The organism is Rhizobium sp. P32RR-XVIII (assembly GCF_012641395.1).
In the GTDB taxonomy this organism is placed as follows: domain Bacteria; phylum Pseudomonadota; class Alphaproteobacteria; order Rhizobiales; family Rhizobiaceae; genus Rhizobium.
The window spans coordinates 217,506-232,546 of the sequence record NZ_JABAIH010000001.1 but is presented as its reverse complement, the minus strand read 5'-3'; the positions used below and the strand labels follow the sequence as shown (position 1 = coordinate 232,546).

Here is a 15,041-nt window from a genome sequence, read left to right as displayed (position 1 = left end):
GCTATCCCCGGTCATTGCGGAATAGCAGAGAGTCGTAACGGCTCCGTTCAAGCGACTGTTAAAATCTTAACAATGCGTTTCAAGCGATCGCATGAGCCGCGGCAGCCGGACTATCGGCAGCCGTAGCGCCGCCAGCGATGCGCTTGCCGGTGTCATGTGCGAAGAAATGCAGCTTTTGCGGCGCAATCACGAAGCGCAGTTCCGCAGCGATCGCCGTTTCCGGGGAAACGACCGCCGTCAGTGGCTGGTCGCCCAGAAGCCCGTGGACGAGGCGTTGCGAGCCGAGTTCTTCGACATATTCCACCGTCAGCGGCATGGCGTATTCGTCCGCCTTGGCTAGGCGCAGGTCCTCCGCGCGCATCCCGATGGTGACGGGGCCGGAGGCCGGGGCATTGCCCGCGAGATCGATCAGGCTCGGGCCGATCGCCAGCTTGTCGCCATGCAGCTCGCCTTTCAGAAGATTCATGGCGGGAGAGCCGATGAAGCTCGCCACGAAAGTGGAGGCGGGCGTGTGATAGACGTCGAGCGGCGCGCCGACCTGCTCGATCCTGCCGCCATTCAGCACCACGAGACGGTCAGCGAGCGTCATCGCCTCCAGCTGGTCATGGGTGACATAGATCGAGGTCGTGCCGAGACGGCGCTGCAAGCGCTTGATCTCGCCGCGCATCGAAACACGCAGCTTGGCATCGAGGTTCGAGAGCGGCTCGTCGAACAGGAAAACGGCAGGCTTGCGGACGATCGCGCGTCCCATCGCAACGCGCTGACGCTGGCCACCGGAGAGCGCCTTCGGCTTGCGCTCCAGATATTGCTCGATCTGCAACATGCGCGCGGCTTCCGCGACGCGGGCGTCGATCTCATTCTTCGGCGTCTTGCGGTTCTTCAGGCCGTATTCGAGGTTCTGGCGGACGGACATATGCGGATAGAGCGCGTAGTTCTGGAAGACCATGGCAATGTCGCGTTCAGCGGGCTCGACATTGTTGACGACCCGATTGCCGATCTTCACCTGCCCTTCGGAAATGCTTTCAAGACCGGCAATCATGCGCAGCAGCGTGGACTTGCCGCAGCCCGAAGGCCCGACAAGCACGATGAATTCGCCATCCTTGATATTGATGCCGACATCGGAGACCGCCTTGACCCCACCGTGATAGATCTTGCCGACGCCTTCTACATCGATAGAGGCCATTGTCATTTCTCCGTTTCGACCAGGCCTTTAACGAAAAGGCGCTGCATGACGATGATGATGAGGACCGGCGGCAGGGCAGCGAGGATCACGCCCGCCATGACGAGGTTCCACTGCGTATTGCCGTCGAGGACTGCGGCCAGGCGCTTGATGCCCATCACCGCGGTGTAATAGCCGGGGTCGGTGGTGATCAGCATTGGCCAGAGATACTGGTTCCAGCCGTAGATGAAGAGGATGATGAAGAGAGCGGCGATATTGGTACGCGACAGCGGCAGCAGGATATCGACGAAGAACTTCATCGGTCCGGAGCCATCGACGCGCGCTGCCTCCATCAGTTCCTCCGGGATCGTCAGAAAGAACTGGCGGAACAGAAAGGTCGCGGTCGCCGAGGCGATCAGCGGAATGATTAGACCCGGATAGGAATTCAGCATGCCGAGGTCGGCGACCACCTTGTAGGTCGGCAGGATACGCACTTCGACCGGCAGCATGAGCGTCAGGAAGATGACCCAGAACGCGGCCATGCGGAACGGGAAGCGGAAATAGACGATCGCGAAGGCGGAGAGGATCGAGATTGCGATCTTGCCGACGGCGATCATCACCGCCATCAGCAAGCTGTTTGCCAGCATCAGCGCGAAGGGTGGCGCACCGGCCACCGAGTTGCCGTTGCTGAGCAGCTGGCTGAAATTGGAAACGAGCTGATCGCCGGGAAGAAGCGGCACCAGGCCGGTCATGAAATCCGTCGAGCCGTGGGTCGCGGCGATGAAGGCGAGGTAGACGGGGAAGATCACCGTTACCACGCCGACGATCAGCACGAGATGCGTGAGGAAGTTCAGAAAGGGACGGTTCTCGATCATCGCGTGGGCCTCAGTACTGTACTTTTTTCTCGACCCAGCGGAACTGGATCACGGTCAGGGCGACGACGATAAGCATCAGCACGACCGATTGAGCGGCGGAAGGACCGAGGTTGAGGCCCACGAAACCATCGGCATAGACCTTGTAGACCAGCGTGTTGGTGGATTGGGAGGGGCCGCCGGAGGTGGTCGAGTCGACAACCGGGAATGTGTCGAACAGCGCATAGGTGATGTTGACGACCGCCAGAAAGAAGGTTGTCGGCGAAAGCAGCGGGAAAACCACCGTCCAGAATCGCTTGAATGGACCGGCGCCATCGATGGCGGCAGCTTCGGTCACCGATTGCGGAACGGACTGCAGGCCGGCGACGAAGAAGAGGAAATTGTAGGAAATCTGCTTCCAGGCCGAGGCGACGACGATGAGGACCATCGCATCATTGCCGTTCAGTCGGTGGTTCCAGTCATAGCCGAGATGGCGAAGGATATAGGGCAGGATGCCGATGCTGGGGTTGAACATGAACCACCAGAGAAGGCCGGCCGCGGCGGGTGCGACGGCGTAGGGCCAGACGAGCAGCGTCGTATAGAGCCTTCCGGTCTTCAGCACGCGGTTCACGCAGACGGCGAAGAGCAGCGAAAGCCCCATCGAAAGCACGGTAACGGACACTGAAAAGATCAGCGTCACCCATAGCGCATTCATGTAATCGGCGCTGCCGAAGAGCTTCGTGTAGTTGGCAAACCAGACAAAGGTCGTCTTCATGCCGAAGGGGTCTTCGCGCAGGAACGACTGGCGGAATGCCTGGAACGCAGGCCAAATGAAGAAAACAAGTGTAATCGCGAGCTGCGGCGCCAGAAGGAAATATGGCAGGACGCGGTTCGAGAAGATTGTGCGCTTTGTCTGCATGGCTCGCCTAACATGGAAAGGCCCTCCCCGGCATGGGGAGGGCTTGGCGTCAGCCTCGAAGGCTTAGTTCGAGTTTGCAGCTTCGAATTCGCGCAGGATGGCGTTGCCTTCCTTGACGGCTTCATCGAGCGCCTGCTGACCGGTCTGCTTGCCGGAAAGCACGGTTTCGAGCTGCTGGTCGATGATGTCGCGGATCTGCGTCAGGTTGCCGAAGCGAACGCCCTTCGAGTTGTCGGACGGCGTGCCGCGGGTGATCTGCTTGATACCGACGTCGGAGCCCGGGTTCTTTTCGTAGTAACCCTGCGACTTGCCGAGATCGTAGGCAGCGTTGGTGATCGGCAGGTACCCGGAGAACTGGTGCCAATCAGCCTGTACTTCCGGCTGGCTCAGGTAGGTGAAGAACTTGGCGGCACCCTTGTAGACTTCCGGCTTCTGGCCGTTCAGTACCCAGAGCGTTGCGCCGCCGATGATCGAGTTCTTCGGATCCTTGGTCACGTCGTCGTAGTAGGGGAGCGTCGAGAAACCAACCTGGAAATTCTTGGCGTTGGCGATGACGCCGGCGCGCGAGCCCGAGGAGCCCATATAGATGGCGCATTCCTGCGAGTAGAACTTCGGAGCGGAGTCGGGACCGCCGCCCGGGCCGCCGTACTGGAAGTAACCGGCGTCCTGCCACTTCTTCAGGTCGTCCCAGAGACGAGCCTGGTTCGGGCCATTGAAACTAAGTTCAGCCTTGGTGCCGCCGAAGCCGTTCTGCAGCGTGCCGTAAGGCAGGTCATGAATGGCCGAGAAGTTTTCGAGACCGAGCCAGGTGGCAGCATAGGTGATGGTGAAGCCGCACTTGGCAGCGCCGGAATCGACGATCTTCTTCGAGAAGTCAGCCAGTTCGGCATAGGTCTTCGGAGCGACTTCCGGATCAAGGCCGGCCTTCTTGAAGACGTCCTTGTTGTAGTAGAGGATCGGCGTCGAGGAGTTGAACGGGAAGGAGAGAATGTTGCCTTCCGGATCGGAGTAGTAGCCGACGACCGGCGCGATGAACTTCGACGGATCCCACGGCTCGCCTTCATCGGCCATCAGCTTGTAGACCGGGTAAACGGCGCCCTTGGCAGCCATCATCGTACCCGTGCCGACTTCGAAGACCTGAACGATAGCCGGCTGCTGACCTGCGCGGAAAGCTGCGATCGCGGCCGTCAGGGTTTCCGGATAGGTGCCCTTGAAGACCGGCGTGACGTGGTATTCGGTCTGGCTGTCGTTGAACTTCTGGACGATCTGCTCGAGCTTCTGGCCGAGCTCGCCGCCCATGGCATGCCACCAGGTGACTTCAGTCGCGGCGAACGACGTCGACGAAGACAGTACGACCGCAGCAGCGGCCAGCGCAAACTTCTTGAACATGGATAAACCCTCTCACCAACTATTGGTGAGAGACGCAATAGAGGGCTACTGTGACGCCTCCTTAAAAGTTTCATGACAGGACCGTCACAAAATCCGGCATTTTGCACAGCTATGCAAGCCGATCAGAATGCATCTGGAAAATGCCGCGGCAGACGGCCGGGCAATACTGCTACAATATCATACCGTTGAGAGAGGCGGCTGTAATCCGGCTGGCGCGAGAGCCACAGATCACTGGCGTTCCGGATGCGTTTTTGGGCGGCGTACGAAACCGCATCTACGGCGCGTAATTCGTCGCGCCGGGCCTTCACCTCGACAAAGACCGCGAGGTCGCGCTTTCGAGCAATGATATCGATCTCGCCGAGCTTCGTGCGGTAGCGGAACGCTACGATGCGATAACCCTTCAGCATCAAAACGAGCGCCGCGACATATTCCGAGACATGACCGCGGCGCTTAGCCTTTCTCCGGCTAAGGGTTATATCCCTATCGCTCATCCCTGACCTTCATATCGAGCAGACGCTGGTAAAGTTCCTTGCGTGGCAGGCCAGTGAGCCTAGCAGCCTCAGCGGCCGCCTTGGCCGTCGGCATGGAAGTCGCAAGATTGGCGAGAATGGCCTCAACGTCCGCCTCGTCCGCCTGCTTCTCTTCCGGGGGGCTGATCACGAGCACGATCTCACCCTTCACGTTGTCGTTTTCAGCGTAGTGCGCGGCAAGTTCCGCGAGCGTGCCTCGGCGGAACTCCTCATAGGTCTTCGTCAGCTCACGGCAGACGGATGCCTTGCGGGTCGGCCCAAGCACATCGGCAGCGGCAGCCAGTGTCGCGCCGATGCGGTGCGGCGATTCAAAGAAGAGGAGCGTTGCCGGGGTGGCGGCAAGTTCCGCCAGCCGGTCGCGCCGTGCCTTGTCCTTTACGGGGAGGAATCCTGCAAACAAGAAGGCATCGTTCGGCAGACCCGAGCCGACGAGCGCTGCGAGCGGTGCGGATGCCCCTGGAATTGGAATAACACGGTAACCTGCTTCGATCGCCGCCTGCGCGAGGCGATAGCCGGGATCGGAGACGAGCGGCGTTCCGGCGTCGGAGACCAGTGCGACGGACTTGCCAGCCGCAAGCGCAGCCAATAATCGCGGACCTGCCTCATCGGCATTGTGCTCATGATAGGCAAACGGCCGGTTGCGGATGCCGTACCGATCCAGGAGGACGCGGGTCACGCGCGTATCCTCGCAGGCAAGCACGTCAGCACCCGCCAGCGTTTCCAGCGCCCGCAACGTGATATCACCGAGATTGCCGATCGGCGTGGCGACGAGATAAAGCGCCGGCTCCAGCGGGCGGGCCGGAATGGCGACGTTGTGCAAGCGATAGCCGCGGTGCCCGCCGCTCTCGCTTGGCGTATCCTCATTATTCAAGTTCAAGGCCCCTTTTGCTCTTTAATCTTTATGCGCGAGGGCTTTGTCGGCGGCAAGTGTCGGGAATTCTGTGAGCATCATCGCGGAAAACCGCAATTGGAGCCCTGCTTGGCCTCGCACCCCTTGCATTCGGCCGCAAAGTTCTGCCATTTTGCCTATCCACTCCTCCGGTCCGGAGCCGAAAAGCATCTTCTGGCGCGCCTTTGTACGCCGGGACAGTAACGGTCGAAAAGCGGTAGCATCCCATGCGTATTACTATTGAGCGGTCAAACCTGTTGAAATCGCTGAACCACGTTCACCGCGTGGTCGAACGTCGCAACACGATCCCGATCCTGTCCAATATCCTGCTGCGCGCCGATGGTCAGAACCTCGACATGAAGGCGACCGACCTCGACCTCGAAGTGACCGAAGCCACGCCCGCCAATGTCGAGCAGCCCGGCGCGACGACAGTCCCGGCGCATCTTCTTTACGACATCGTCCGCAAGCTGCCGGACGGCTCGGAAGTTCTGCTTGCGACATCGACGGATGGCGGCTCGATGGCGGTCCAGTCCGGCCGCTCGAAATTTTCGCTACAGTGCCTGCCGGAATCCGACTTCCCGGATCTGACAGCTGGCACCTTCACGCATTCGTTCAAGCTGAAGGCGTCCGATCTCAAGATGCTGATCGATCGCACGCAGTTTGCGATCTCGACCGAAGAGACGCGCTATTACCTGAACGGTATCTTCTTCCACACGATCGAAAGCGGCGGCGACCTGAAACTGCGTGCGGTCGCCACCGACGGCCATCGCCTCGCGCGCGCCGATGTGAAGGCGCCCTCGGGTTCCGAAGGCATGCCGGGCATCATCATTCCCCGCAAGACGGTCGGCGAACTGCAGAAATTGGTCGATAATCCCGATACGGTCGTCACCGTGGAAGTCTCGGACGCAAAGATCCGCCTCAGCATTGGCTCGATCGTCATGACCTCGAAGCTCATCGACGGCACTTTCCCGGACTACCAGCGCGTTATTCCCACGGGCAATGACAAGGAGATGCGTGTCGATTGCACGACATTTGCCCAGGCTGTCGATCGCGTCTCGACGATTTCCTCCGAGCGTGGCCGCGCCGTGAAGCTGGCGCTCTCCGACGGCCAGCTGCTGCTTACGGTCAACAATCCGGACTCCGGCAGTGCCACGGAAGAAGTGGCCGTGGACTACGACACCGATTCCATGGAAATCGGCTTCAACGCCAAATATCTGCTCGACATCACGGCCCAGCTTTCCGGCGATCAGGCGATCTTCCAGCTTGCCGATGCGGGCTCGCCGACGCTTATTCGCGACACCGCCGGCGACGATGCGCTCTATGTTCTGATGCCGATGCGCGTGTAATCGCGCGTCGCATTTATCGCGTGAAGTTTGCCGATTGCGACATTTGGTCTTGTTTTCGTATCCGAGGACTGCAAATAGAGAACTGACGATTTGTATGCGTGATCGTGGAGGACGGCATGGCGTTGCGGCTGAAGGAACGGCTCGGCAAAAAGTTCGATGAGGAAATCCGCTTCTTCAAGGGCATGATGCAGGGGCCGAAAACGGTCGGCTCCATCGTTCCGACGTCCTCGATCACCGCCCGCAAGATGGCAAGTGTCGTTAACGTGAACTCCGGTCTCCCGGTTCTGGAACTCGGTCCCGGCACAGGCGCGATTACCAAGGCCATCCTCGGCCGCGGCGTGAAGCCGGAAAACCTCGTCGCTATCGAGTATTCGACCGATTTCTACGAACACCTCGTCCGCCTTTATCCGGGCGTGCGCTTCATCAACGGCGACGCGTTCAGCTTGGACAAGACGCTGGGCGCGCTTAAGGATCAGACTTTCGATTCCGTCGTTTCGGCCGTGCCGCTTTTAAATTTCCCAATGCAAGCGCGGATCGCCCTTCTCGAAAGCCTCCTCGACCGTATTCCGGCAGGCAGGCCTGTCGTACAGATTTCCTATGGTCCCGTCTCGCCGATCATCGCCCGGCCGGAGCGTTACCATATCAAGCACTTCGATTTCATCGTCCGCAATATCCCGCCGGCCCAGCTTTGGATCTACCGCCGCAGCTGAGATGCGCGGGCTTTACATCACCCATCCGCAAGTGAAGATTGATCCGAGTGTCCCGGTGCCCCAATGGGGCCTGTCGGAGACCGGCGAAGCTCGCGTCCGCGCCGCCGCGCGCAGCGAGTGGGCGAGACAACTGCGTCGCATTGTTTCCAGCGACGAGACAAAAGCCATACAGACCGCAGCTATCCTTGCGCAAGCGGCGGGCGTGACGATCGAAATTGTCCCCGGCATGCACGAAAACGACCGCTCGGCGACCGGCTTCCTGCCGCCTGCGGAATTCGAGAAGGCCGCTGACTGGTTCTTCGCGCATCCGGAACAGAGTTTTCGAGGCTGGGAAAGGGCGATCGACGCTCAGGCGCGGATCGTCTCTGCCGTTGAGACCATTCTTGACGACCACGATCCCACGGCACCGATCGCCTTCGTCGGCCATGGCGGTGTCGGAACGCTGCTGAAGTGCCATCTCGAGCGCCGCACGATCTCGCGCGATGGCGATCAGCCGGGCGGCGGCGGTAATCTCCACTGTTTCAGCCTTGCAGAGCGGCGCCTGTCGTGCGACTGGACACCCATCGAAGACTGGCAGGGATGGATGTGATATGAGCGCACGCGAGCGGCTGATCGTCGGGCTGGATGTTCCGACACTTGGCGAGGCGGAAAAGATCGTTTCAACGCTCGGCGACGACATTCTCTTCTACAAGATCGGCTATCAGCTGGTCTTTGCCGGCGGCCTGGAATTCGCGCGCGAACTCGCGCAGAGCGGCAAGAAGGTCTTCCTCGACATGAAGCTGCTCGATATCGACAACACGGTCGCTTCCGGCGTGGAGAACATCGTGAAGATGGGCATGTCGATGCTGACGCTGCATGCCTATCCGAAGGCGATGAAGGCTGCCGTCGAGGCGGCAAAGGGTTCCGATCTCTGCCTGCTCGGCGTCACGGTCCTGACCTCCATGGATGAGCAGGATCTTATCGCTGCGGGCTATGAATACGACCCGCACACCTTGGTCCTCCGCCGCGCTGAACAGGCTCATCTAGCCGGCATGGGCGGCGTGGTGTGCTCGGCAGAAGAATCGGCTGCCGTTCGCAAGATCGTCGGCCCCGATATGGCGATCGTCACGCCCGGCATCCGCCCGGCCGGCAGCGAGAAGGGCGACCAGAAGCGCGTCATGACGCCCGCCGATGCGCTGAAGGCCGGCTCGAGCCACCTGGTCGTCGCCCGGCCGATCGTCAAAGCGTCTGATCCGCGGGAGGCGGCGCGCGCAATTCTTGCTGAGATGGACGCCGCGCTCTGACGTGTGTTGCGGCCAGCTCTGATAGGACTCATTCATTTGACGGATTACACGCAAGATGCGGTGTATTGACGCCTCCTGCAATTTGAACGAAGACAAATACAACCGTCAACCGGAGGAAAACCATGGCCAAGGGATACTGGATCGCGCGCGTCGATGTTCGCGACCCCGAGCGCTACAAGGACTATGTCGCGGCAGCAAAGCCGGCCTTTGAAAAGTACGGTGCCAACTTCCTCGCCCGCGGCGGCGCAATAACTGAACTTGAAGGCAAGTCGCGCGCACGAAACGTCGTCATCGAATTCCCTTCCATGCAGCATGCAGTCGATTGCTACAACTCGCCGGAATATCAGATCGCCGCCAAGATCCGCCAGGAAGTCGCCGACGCGGAAATGATTGTCGTCGAAGGAATTTGATCCCCTGCGTATCTTGACTTCGGGCGCATGTGGACCTTTCCGCCGCGCCCGGATTCGGCTAAAAGCTTGCCGATAAACGCATCCCATCCAAGCCTTTCGAGGAGCCTGCCATGACCCTTGCCAACCTGCCGCCGCTCGTGACCGTATTCGGAGGTTCCGGCTTCATTGGCAGGCATGTGGTAGGCGCGCTGGCAAAACGCGGCTATCGCATCCGCGTCGCTGTACGCCGCCCCGACCTTGCAGGTTTTCTGCAGCCGCTCGGAAATGTCGGCCAGATCTCTTTTGTTCAGGCGAACCTGCGTTACCGCAACTCGGTCGATCGCGCCGTCGAGGGCGCCGATTTCGTCATCAACTGCGTCGGCGTCCTTTTCGAAGCCGGCCGCAACACCTTCGACGCCGTGCAGGAATTTGGCGCACGCGCCGTGGCCGAAGCTGCCCGTGCGAGTGGCGCGAAGCTCATCCATATCTCGGCGATCGGCGCCGATGCGAATTCCGATTCAAGCTATGCCCGCACCAAGGGTCGCGCGGAGGCGGCAATCCTTTCGACCGTGAGAGACGCGGTGATTTTCCGCCCGTCGATCGTTTTCGGTCCGGAAGACGGCTTCTTCAACAAGTTCGCCGACATGGCTCGCCTTTCGCCGGTTCTTCCGCTCATCGGAGGCGGCAACACGAGGTTTCAGCCGGTTTATGTCGGGGATGTCGCGGAAGCCGTAACTCGCGCTGTCGGTGGCAAGGCTACCCCCGGGACGATCTATGAACTGGGCGGTCCGGAAGTTCTCACCTTCCGCCAGTGCATGGAGACTATGCTGAAGGTCACCATGCGCAAGAACGCGCTGGTCTCCATCCCGTTCAGCATCGCATCGCTCATGGGCAACGTTGCGTCGCTCATTCCTCTTATCACCCCACCCATTACGGTCGACCAGGTTCGTCTGCTGAAGCGCGACAATGTCGTTTCGCAAGCGGCCGAAACGGAAGGCCGCACGCTGAAAGCCCTCGACGTCACACCGACGCTGCTGGTTTCCGTGCTGCCGTCCTACCTCGTGCAATATCGCCCGCATGGCCAGTACACCGGCTCGGGGAAAGCGGCTTAAACACCCCTCCTCCAGCGTTCGAACGTCGCTTGTGCTTGGCCACGGGCGACGTTTTTCATTTGTGCCGGGAGGAAAGCCTGACGCACGTTTCGCGTGTTTTCCTCTATCTCGTCATGGTTGACGTTGCATAAAAGACGCATCAAAAATTTAGTGAAATTAACGGCGCATTTAGCTGGAACATTTATTGCTATTTCCTATTCCACTGACTACACACCCCGCGCGTCCTGAGACGGACTCAGCGCCTTTGGCGGCGCGCTATTTTGATTTGAGAGGCTTTATCAAATGGGCAAGTCAATCGCGCTTCTTTTTGCGTGTGCGGCACTGGTTATCCTTGCAGGCTCCTTCATTGCGCCCGGTTCGGTCGCCGCAGTGAAAGGCGGTTGCGCGCCGGCCTACGGCGTTGATCCTTGCTCGACGGCCTCCATCAACCGCTGACGGAAGACCGGCGCGTTAGCGCCGGCGTTGTTCTTGCGAGCAGAAGTGAGCAGTTCGATCAGAACTGCCTGAAGCCTCCGGCTTCAAGATGCATGTTCGCCGTTTCCGGTTGTGTGTGAAGCTGATGTGATGACCGTATTCGCGCCCGGGCTGCGCGAATACGGAAAGCGACGGACGTCTCAGGCAATCGCCCCGGTCGCGGCCATACCGAGCAGAATGACTCCGAGAATGATGCGGTAGATCGCAAACATCGTAAATCGGTTGCTCCGGATATACGACAGCAGCCACTTCACGGCGACGAAAGCGACGACAGTGGAAACGACGAAGGCGATCCCAAGGCCCGTCCAATCCTCGTTTGCCGCTCCGCCATCCTTCAGCGTCTTCAGCAATTCGTAGGCACTCGCGGCATACATGGTCGGGATACCGACGAGAAAAGCGAATTCGGTAGCCGCGGCGCGGTTGCCCGTGCCCGCCAGCATGGCAACGAAAATCGTGGCGCCTGAGCGTGACGTTCCCGGGAAGACGCCGGCAACCACCTGGGCAATGCCGACCAAAATGGCAACGAGCCAGGTAATCTCCTTGTAAGGCGGCCGACGCGCGGCGGCCCATTCGGCAAATATCATCCAGACACCACCGATAATGAGTGCCCAGGCGATTGGCGTCGCAGTCTCAGGCAGTTCGAAGCCGAGCTTCTTGACGATCAGTCCGAGGATAGCGGTAATGAGGAATGCGACAATCAGCTTGGCAGCGTAGGAGCGGTTCCCTGGATCCCGCCAGCCGACCACGAGGCTCGCGAGACGACGCCAGTAAATGATAGTGACGGCGAGGATAGCACCTGCCTGGATAACGATATTGAACATGTCCGACCGGTGGCCGAGCCATTGCTCCGCAATGATGAGATGGCCAGTGCTCGAGATCGGTAGAAACTCAGTGATCCCCTCTATGACGCCTAGAATTATAGAGCTCATGTAGTCCATATATAGTCTCCGGTTTAAAGATCGGTCGGACGCGAATGCGGTTACGTCGCTCGAGACGGTTCCCGTCTTCTTTAGTCAGTGGCGTGGCGAAAAAAGGCCGGTATCCATCGGAAGGGCATAAAAATCCATGTTTGCCGGCGGGGAAGGGGTAAGCTTGGTCTCCGAACCTTGATACGCGGTTGAACCGATCATGCGTTCCTATATCTTTTTTAAACTCTGATTGTTAGGAGTTTAATAAGGGAGACAATCGCCAAAACGCCAAAAAGGCAGCTGAACGGATAAATGCCAGTACTCTATCATCACCCCATCTCCACAGCCTCCCGGTTCATCCGGCTGGTACTTGCAGAATACGGTTACCAGGTCGAACTCGTGGAAGAGCAGACCTGGGACAAGCGGCGCGACTTTTTGGCGCTCAATCCGGCGGGTACCTTGCCCGTTTACGTGGACGACAGCATGCGGGCGCTATGCGGCGCCACGGTAATCTCCGAATATCTCGACGAAACGCATGGCGTGCTGAAACGCGACCGGCGGCTTCTTGCGGAGGACCCTTTCCAGCGAGCGGAGATCCGCCGCCTCGCCGAGTGGTTCATGCAGAAGATGGAGACGGACGTAACCCGGCCCCTGGCGCGGGAGCGGGTCTATAAGCTGCAGATGAGCGCAGACCAGGGCGGCGGCGCACCGGATTCGAAGATCCTGCGTACGGCCCGGGCGAACATACGCCAGCACATGAAATACCTGACCTGGCTCGCGGGTTCGCGGCAGTGGCTGGCCGGCGATCGCATGAGCTATGCCGATCTCGCCGCGGCCGCTTCGATATCGATCCTCGATTATCTCGGCGAGATCGACTGGACGGAATCGCCGATCGCCAAGGATTGGTACCAGCGGATGAAGTCACGGCCGTCCTTCCGCCCGCTTCTGGCGGAGCGGGTGCGCGGACTGACACCGGTCTCCCACTACGCAGACCTGGATTTCTGACGAGGGCTTCCGATGCCCGAACGGATAGCAGACGACAAAGAGCGCAAGCGCCGCGACAATCTGACCGCCTTCGTTCGCGCGGAGGCGGCAGCGTTCGGCTTCGATCTCTGTCGCATCACCCGGCCGGATTCGATTCCGGAAGCGAAAGGGCGGCTTCGCGAATTCATCGATGCCGGCCGTCACGGTACAATGGAATGGATGGCGGACACGCAGGAGCGCCGCGCTGATCCCCTGACGCTATGGAGCGATGCAAAGTCCATCGTCGTCTTCGGCCTCAACTACGGCCCCGACGAGGATCCGCGCGATGTTCTGGAAAAGCCGGACAAGGCTGCAATCTCTGTCTATGCGCGCAATCGCGACTACCACGATGTCATCAAAGGACGGCTCAAGGAAATCGCGACGCGCTTTGCGGCGCGGGCGGGAGCTGACGTGAAAGTCTTTGTCGATACCGCGCCGGTGATGGAGAAACCGCTCGCGGCTGCCGCCGGCCTCGGCTGGCAGGGCAAACACACCAACCTGGTCAGCCGCAGTCACGGCTCCTGGCTCTTCCTCGGCTCGATGTTCACGACAGCCGATCTCAATATAGATGAGCCGGAGCACGACCACTGTGGCTCTTGCCGTGCCTGTCTCGACGTCTGTCCGACCGCAGCCTTCCCTGCGCCATATCAGATTGATGCCCGACGCTGCATCTCCTACCTCACCATCGAGCACAAAGGCCCGATCGACCCGGAATTCCGGCCGCTGATCGGCAACCGGATCTATGGCTGCGACGACTGTCTTGCGGTCTGTCCATGGAACAAGTTCGCCGCTTCGGCGTCCGAAATGAAGTTGCAGGCGCGCGACGACTTGAAAGAGCCGTCGATCGGCTTTCTGCTGACGCTGGACGACGCAGCGTTCCGAAGCTTCTTCAGCGGCTCGCCGATCAAGCGCATCGGCCGGGACCGCTTCATACGCAACGTTTTGATCGCGGCCGGCAATTCCGGCGACCGCGATTTTGTCGATCAATGCCGGCGGCTGGCGGGCGACGCTTCGCCTGCTGTCCGCGGCATGGCAATATGGGCGCTTTCGCGATTGATGGCGCCGGATGAATTCGCAGCCTTTGCGGCCCGAAGGCCGGATGAGACAGATGCCACCGTGCTTGCAGAGTGGCAATTGGTGGGGGTGGTATAATGCATGTGATGATCTTCGGCTGCGGTTATTCCGGCACAGCAATCGCCAAGGCCTTTGCAGGAGCAGATGTCCGCATTTCCGGCACGACAAGATCGGCCGACAAGGCTGAGACGCTCCGCAGCCAGGGCATCGAAGCCTTCGTCTTCGACGGTGAAACGATCGGCAAGGACTTGCTTCATGCCATGCAGGGCGTGACGCATCTCGTACAATCGATCGCGCCGAGAGAAGCCGGAGACCCGCTGATCAATCTTGCCAGTTGTTGGGTCGACGAAATGATGCCAGGGCTGCAGTGGATCGGCTATCTTTCGACCGTCGGCGTCTACGGCGACCACAAAGGCGGGTGGGTGACCGAGGAGACGGTCTGCCTCCCGGTTTCCGGACGATCGAAGGAACGACTTGAGGCCGAGGATGCGTGGCTGAATTTGGGCAAAGACCTCGGCATACCCGCCGCCGTATTGCGCCTCTCGGGCATTTACGGTCCGGGCCGCAATGCTTTCGTCAATTTGGATCGAGGCACTGCTCGACGCCTGATCAAGAAGGATCAGGTTTTCAATCGCATTCGCGTCGAGGATATCGGCGCATCGGCGCGCTATCTCGCAGACCGCTCCCTCGGCGGCATTTACAATATCACGGATGACCTCCCTGGCCCGCCGCAGGATGTCATCGTCGAGGCGGCGCGCCTAATGGGCGTCGAACCGCCGCCGGAGCAGCCCTTCGAAACCGCCGAACTGACGCCGATGGCACGCTCCTTCTATGGCGAGAACAAGCGCGTTTCGAACGCAAAGTTGAAGGCCGCAGGTTTTGCTTTTGCCTTCCCGAACTATCCCATGTCGCTCGCGCAGCTGTGGCAAGGCGGCACGTGGCGGGGTTAACCTGAGTGAGTTATTCCGGCCACTCCAAAAGAGTA

Annotated in this window: 17 protein-coding genes; 10 read left to right on the top strand and 7 right to left on the bottom strand. The window is 60.0% G+C overall.

Annotation, left to right across the window (positions count from 1 at the left end; genetic code table 11):
- Window positions 1–79 precede the first annotated feature (79 nt).
- The 6 genes from HGP14_RS01190 to rsmI form a co-directional block, all read right to left on the bottom strand.
- Complete coding sequence (locus tag HGP14_RS01190; protein WP_168828020.1) at window positions 80–1,183, bottom strand: ABC transporter ATP-binding protein; 1,104 nt, start codon at window positions 1,181–1,183, stop codon at window positions 80–82.
- Between the two features lie 2 nt (window positions 1,184–1,185).
- Window positions 1,186–2,034 (bottom strand): sn-glycerol-3-phosphate ABC transporter permease UgpE, encoded by an 849-nt coding sequence (gene ugpE / locus HGP14_RS01185; protein ID WP_168828019.1) that lies wholly within the window; start codon window positions 2,032–2,034, stop codon window positions 1,186–1,188.
- 10 nt (window positions 2,035–2,044) lie between these two features.
- Window positions 2,045–2,929 carry a sn-glycerol-3-phosphate ABC transporter permease UgpA gene (gene ugpA, locus HGP14_RS01180; protein WP_168828018.1) on the bottom strand — a complete coding sequence of 295 codons (885 nt, stop codon included), beginning with the start codon at window positions 2,927–2,929 and terminating at the stop codon, window positions 2,045–2,047.
- A gap of 63 nt (window positions 2,930–2,992) precedes the next feature.
- A complete protein-coding gene (gene ugpB / locus HGP14_RS01175; protein ID WP_168828017.1) occupies window positions 2,993–4,318 on the bottom strand; it encodes a sn-glycerol-3-phosphate ABC transporter substrate-binding protein UgpB in 1,326 nt (441 codons plus the stop codon).
- A gap of 122 nt (window positions 4,319–4,440) precedes the next feature.
- Entirely contained in the window at window positions 4,441–4,809 is a 369-nt protein-coding gene (locus HGP14_RS01170) for a YraN family protein (RefSeq protein ID WP_168828016.1), read from the bottom strand.
- Entirely contained in the window at window positions 4,799–5,719 is a 921-nt protein-coding gene (gene rsmI, locus HGP14_RS01165; RefSeq protein ID WP_168828736.1) for a 16S rRNA (cytidine(1402)-2'-O)-methyltransferase, read from the bottom strand. Before rsmI ends, HGP14_RS01170 begins: the two co-directional genes overlap by 11 nt.
- Before the next feature lie 245 nt (window positions 5,720–5,964).
- Here rsmI and dnaN point away from each other — a divergent pair, with 245 nt between their 5' ends.
- From dnaN to HGP14_RS01130, 7 genes are all read left to right on the top strand, one after another.
- Complete coding sequence (gene dnaN / locus HGP14_RS01160) at window positions 5,965–7,083, top strand: DNA polymerase III subunit beta (protein ID WP_168828015.1); 1,119 nt, start codon at window positions 5,965–5,967, stop codon at window positions 7,081–7,083.
- A gap of 116 nt (window positions 7,084–7,199) precedes the next feature.
- Window positions 7,200–7,793 carry a phospholipid N-methyltransferase PmtA gene (gene pmtA / locus HGP14_RS01155; protein ID WP_168828014.1) on the top strand — a complete coding sequence of 198 codons (594 nt, stop codon included), beginning with the start codon at window positions 7,200–7,202 and terminating at the stop codon, window positions 7,791–7,793.
- A gap of 1 nt (window position 7,794) precedes the next feature.
- Window positions 7,795–8,382, top strand: a complete 588-nt coding sequence (locus HGP14_RS01150; protein ID WP_168828013.1) for a histidine phosphatase family protein — start codon at window positions 7,795–7,797, stop codon at window positions 8,380–8,382.
- Between the two features lies 1 nt (window position 8,383).
- Window positions 8,384–9,076: an orotidine-5'-phosphate decarboxylase gene (pyrF, locus tag HGP14_RS01145; RefSeq protein ID WP_168828012.1), complete on the top strand. Its 693-nt coding sequence runs from the start codon at window positions 8,384–8,386 to the stop codon at window positions 9,074–9,076.
- A 122-nt stretch (window positions 9,077–9,198) separates the two neighbouring features.
- Complete coding sequence (locus tag HGP14_RS01140) at window positions 9,199–9,486, top strand: DUF1330 domain-containing protein (protein WP_168828011.1); 288 nt, start codon at window positions 9,199–9,201, stop codon at window positions 9,484–9,486.
- A gap of 110 nt (window positions 9,487–9,596) precedes the next feature.
- A complete protein-coding gene (locus HGP14_RS01135) occupies window positions 9,597–10,577 on the top strand; it encodes a complex I NDUFA9 subunit family protein (RefSeq protein WP_168828010.1) in 981 nt (326 codons plus the stop codon).
- Window positions 10,578–10,859: 282 nt separating this feature from the next.
- Complete coding sequence (locus tag HGP14_RS01130) at window positions 10,860–11,012, top strand: hypothetical protein (protein WP_168828009.1); 153 nt, start codon at window positions 10,860–10,862, stop codon at window positions 11,010–11,012.
- A gap of 179 nt (window positions 11,013–11,191) precedes the next feature.
- On the opposite strand, the gene HGP14_RS01125 is transcribed toward HGP14_RS01130, so the two are convergent.
- Window positions 11,192–11,989 carry an undecaprenyl-diphosphate phosphatase gene (locus HGP14_RS01125; RefSeq protein ID WP_168828008.1) on the bottom strand — a complete coding sequence of 266 codons (798 nt, stop codon included), beginning with the start codon at window positions 11,987–11,989 and terminating at the stop codon, window positions 11,192–11,194.
- A gap of 282 nt (window positions 11,990–12,271) precedes the next feature.
- Here HGP14_RS01125 and HGP14_RS01120 point away from each other — a divergent pair, with 282 nt between their 5' ends.
- Genes HGP14_RS01120 through HGP14_RS01110 form a run of 3 tightly spaced genes read left to right on the top strand, consistent with a single transcriptional unit; the run spans window position 12,272 to window position 15,006 of the window.
- Window positions 12,272–12,964, top strand: a complete 693-nt coding sequence (locus HGP14_RS01120) for a glutathione S-transferase family protein (RefSeq protein WP_168828007.1) — start codon at window positions 12,272–12,274, stop codon at window positions 12,962–12,964.
- Between the two features lie 12 nt (window positions 12,965–12,976).
- The gene (queG, locus tag HGP14_RS01115; RefSeq protein WP_168828006.1) at window positions 12,977–14,134 is read left to right on the top strand and encodes a tRNA epoxyqueuosine(34) reductase QueG; all 1,158 of its coding nucleotides are present in this window, start codon (window positions 12,977–12,979) and stop codon (window positions 14,132–14,134) included.
- Window positions 14,134–15,006: an SDR family oxidoreductase gene (locus HGP14_RS01110; protein ID WP_168828005.1), complete on the top strand. Its 873-nt coding sequence runs from the start codon at window positions 14,134–14,136 to the stop codon at window positions 15,004–15,006. Before queG ends, HGP14_RS01110 begins: the two co-directional genes overlap by 1 nt.
- The last annotated feature ends 35 nt before the right edge of the window (window positions 15,007–15,041 follow it).

What these genes read in the sequence shown, in the direction of transcription:
- queG (WP_168828006.1), top strand. Translation starts at nt 12,977, where the DNA reads ATGCCCGAACGGATAGCAGACGACAAAGAGCGCAAGCGCCGCGACAAT.
- HGP14_RS01190 (WP_168828020.1), bottom strand. Translation starts at nt 1,183, where the DNA reads ATGGCCTCTATCGATGTAGAAGGCGTCGGCAAGATCTATCACGGTGGG.
- HGP14_RS01120 (WP_168828007.1), top strand. Translation starts at nt 12,272, where the DNA reads ATGCCAGTACTCTATCATCACCCCATCTCCACAGCCTCCCGGTTCATC.
- HGP14_RS01135 (WP_168828010.1), top strand. Translation starts at nt 9,597, where the DNA reads ATGACCCTTGCCAACCTGCCGCCGCTCGTGACCGTATTCGGAGGTTCC.
- ugpB (WP_168828017.1), bottom strand. Translation starts at nt 4,318, where the DNA reads ATGTTCAAGAAGTTTGCGCTGGCCGCTGCTGCGGTCGTACTGTCTTCG.
- HGP14_RS01130 (WP_168828009.1), top strand. Translation starts at nt 10,860, where the DNA reads ATGGGCAAGTCAATCGCGCTTCTTTTTGCGTGTGCGGCACTGGTTATC.
- HGP14_RS01150 (WP_168828013.1), top strand. Translation starts at nt 7,795, where the DNA reads ATGCGCGGGCTTTACATCACCCATCCGCAAGTGAAGATTGATCCGAGT.
- pyrF (WP_168828012.1), top strand. Translation starts at nt 8,384, where the DNA reads ATGAGCGCACGCGAGCGGCTGATCGTCGGGCTGGATGTTCCGACACTT.
- dnaN (WP_168828015.1), top strand. Translation starts at nt 5,965, where the DNA reads ATGCGTATTACTATTGAGCGGTCAAACCTGTTGAAATCGCTGAACCAC.
- HGP14_RS01110 (WP_168828005.1), top strand. Translation starts at nt 14,134, where the DNA reads ATGCATGTGATGATCTTCGGCTGCGGTTATTCCGGCACAGCAATCGCC.
- HGP14_RS01125 (WP_168828008.1), bottom strand. Translation starts at nt 11,989, where the DNA reads ATGGACTACATGAGCTCTATAATTCTAGGCGTCATAGAGGGGATCACT.
- pmtA (WP_168828014.1), top strand. Translation starts at nt 7,200, where the DNA reads ATGGCGTTGCGGCTGAAGGAACGGCTCGGCAAAAAGTTCGATGAGGAA.
- HGP14_RS01140 (WP_168828011.1), top strand. Translation starts at nt 9,199, where the DNA reads ATGGCCAAGGGATACTGGATCGCGCGCGTCGATGTTCGCGACCCCGAG.
- ugpE (WP_168828019.1), bottom strand. Translation starts at nt 2,034, where the DNA reads ATGATCGAGAACCGTCCCTTTCTGAACTTCCTCACGCATCTCGTGCTG.
- HGP14_RS01170 (WP_168828016.1), bottom strand. Translation starts at nt 4,809, where the DNA reads ATGAGCGATAGGGATATAACCCTTAGCCGGAGAAAGGCTAAGCGCCGC.
- ugpA (WP_168828018.1), bottom strand. Translation starts at nt 2,929, where the DNA reads ATGCAGACAAAGCGCACAATCTTCTCGAACCGCGTCCTGCCATATTTC.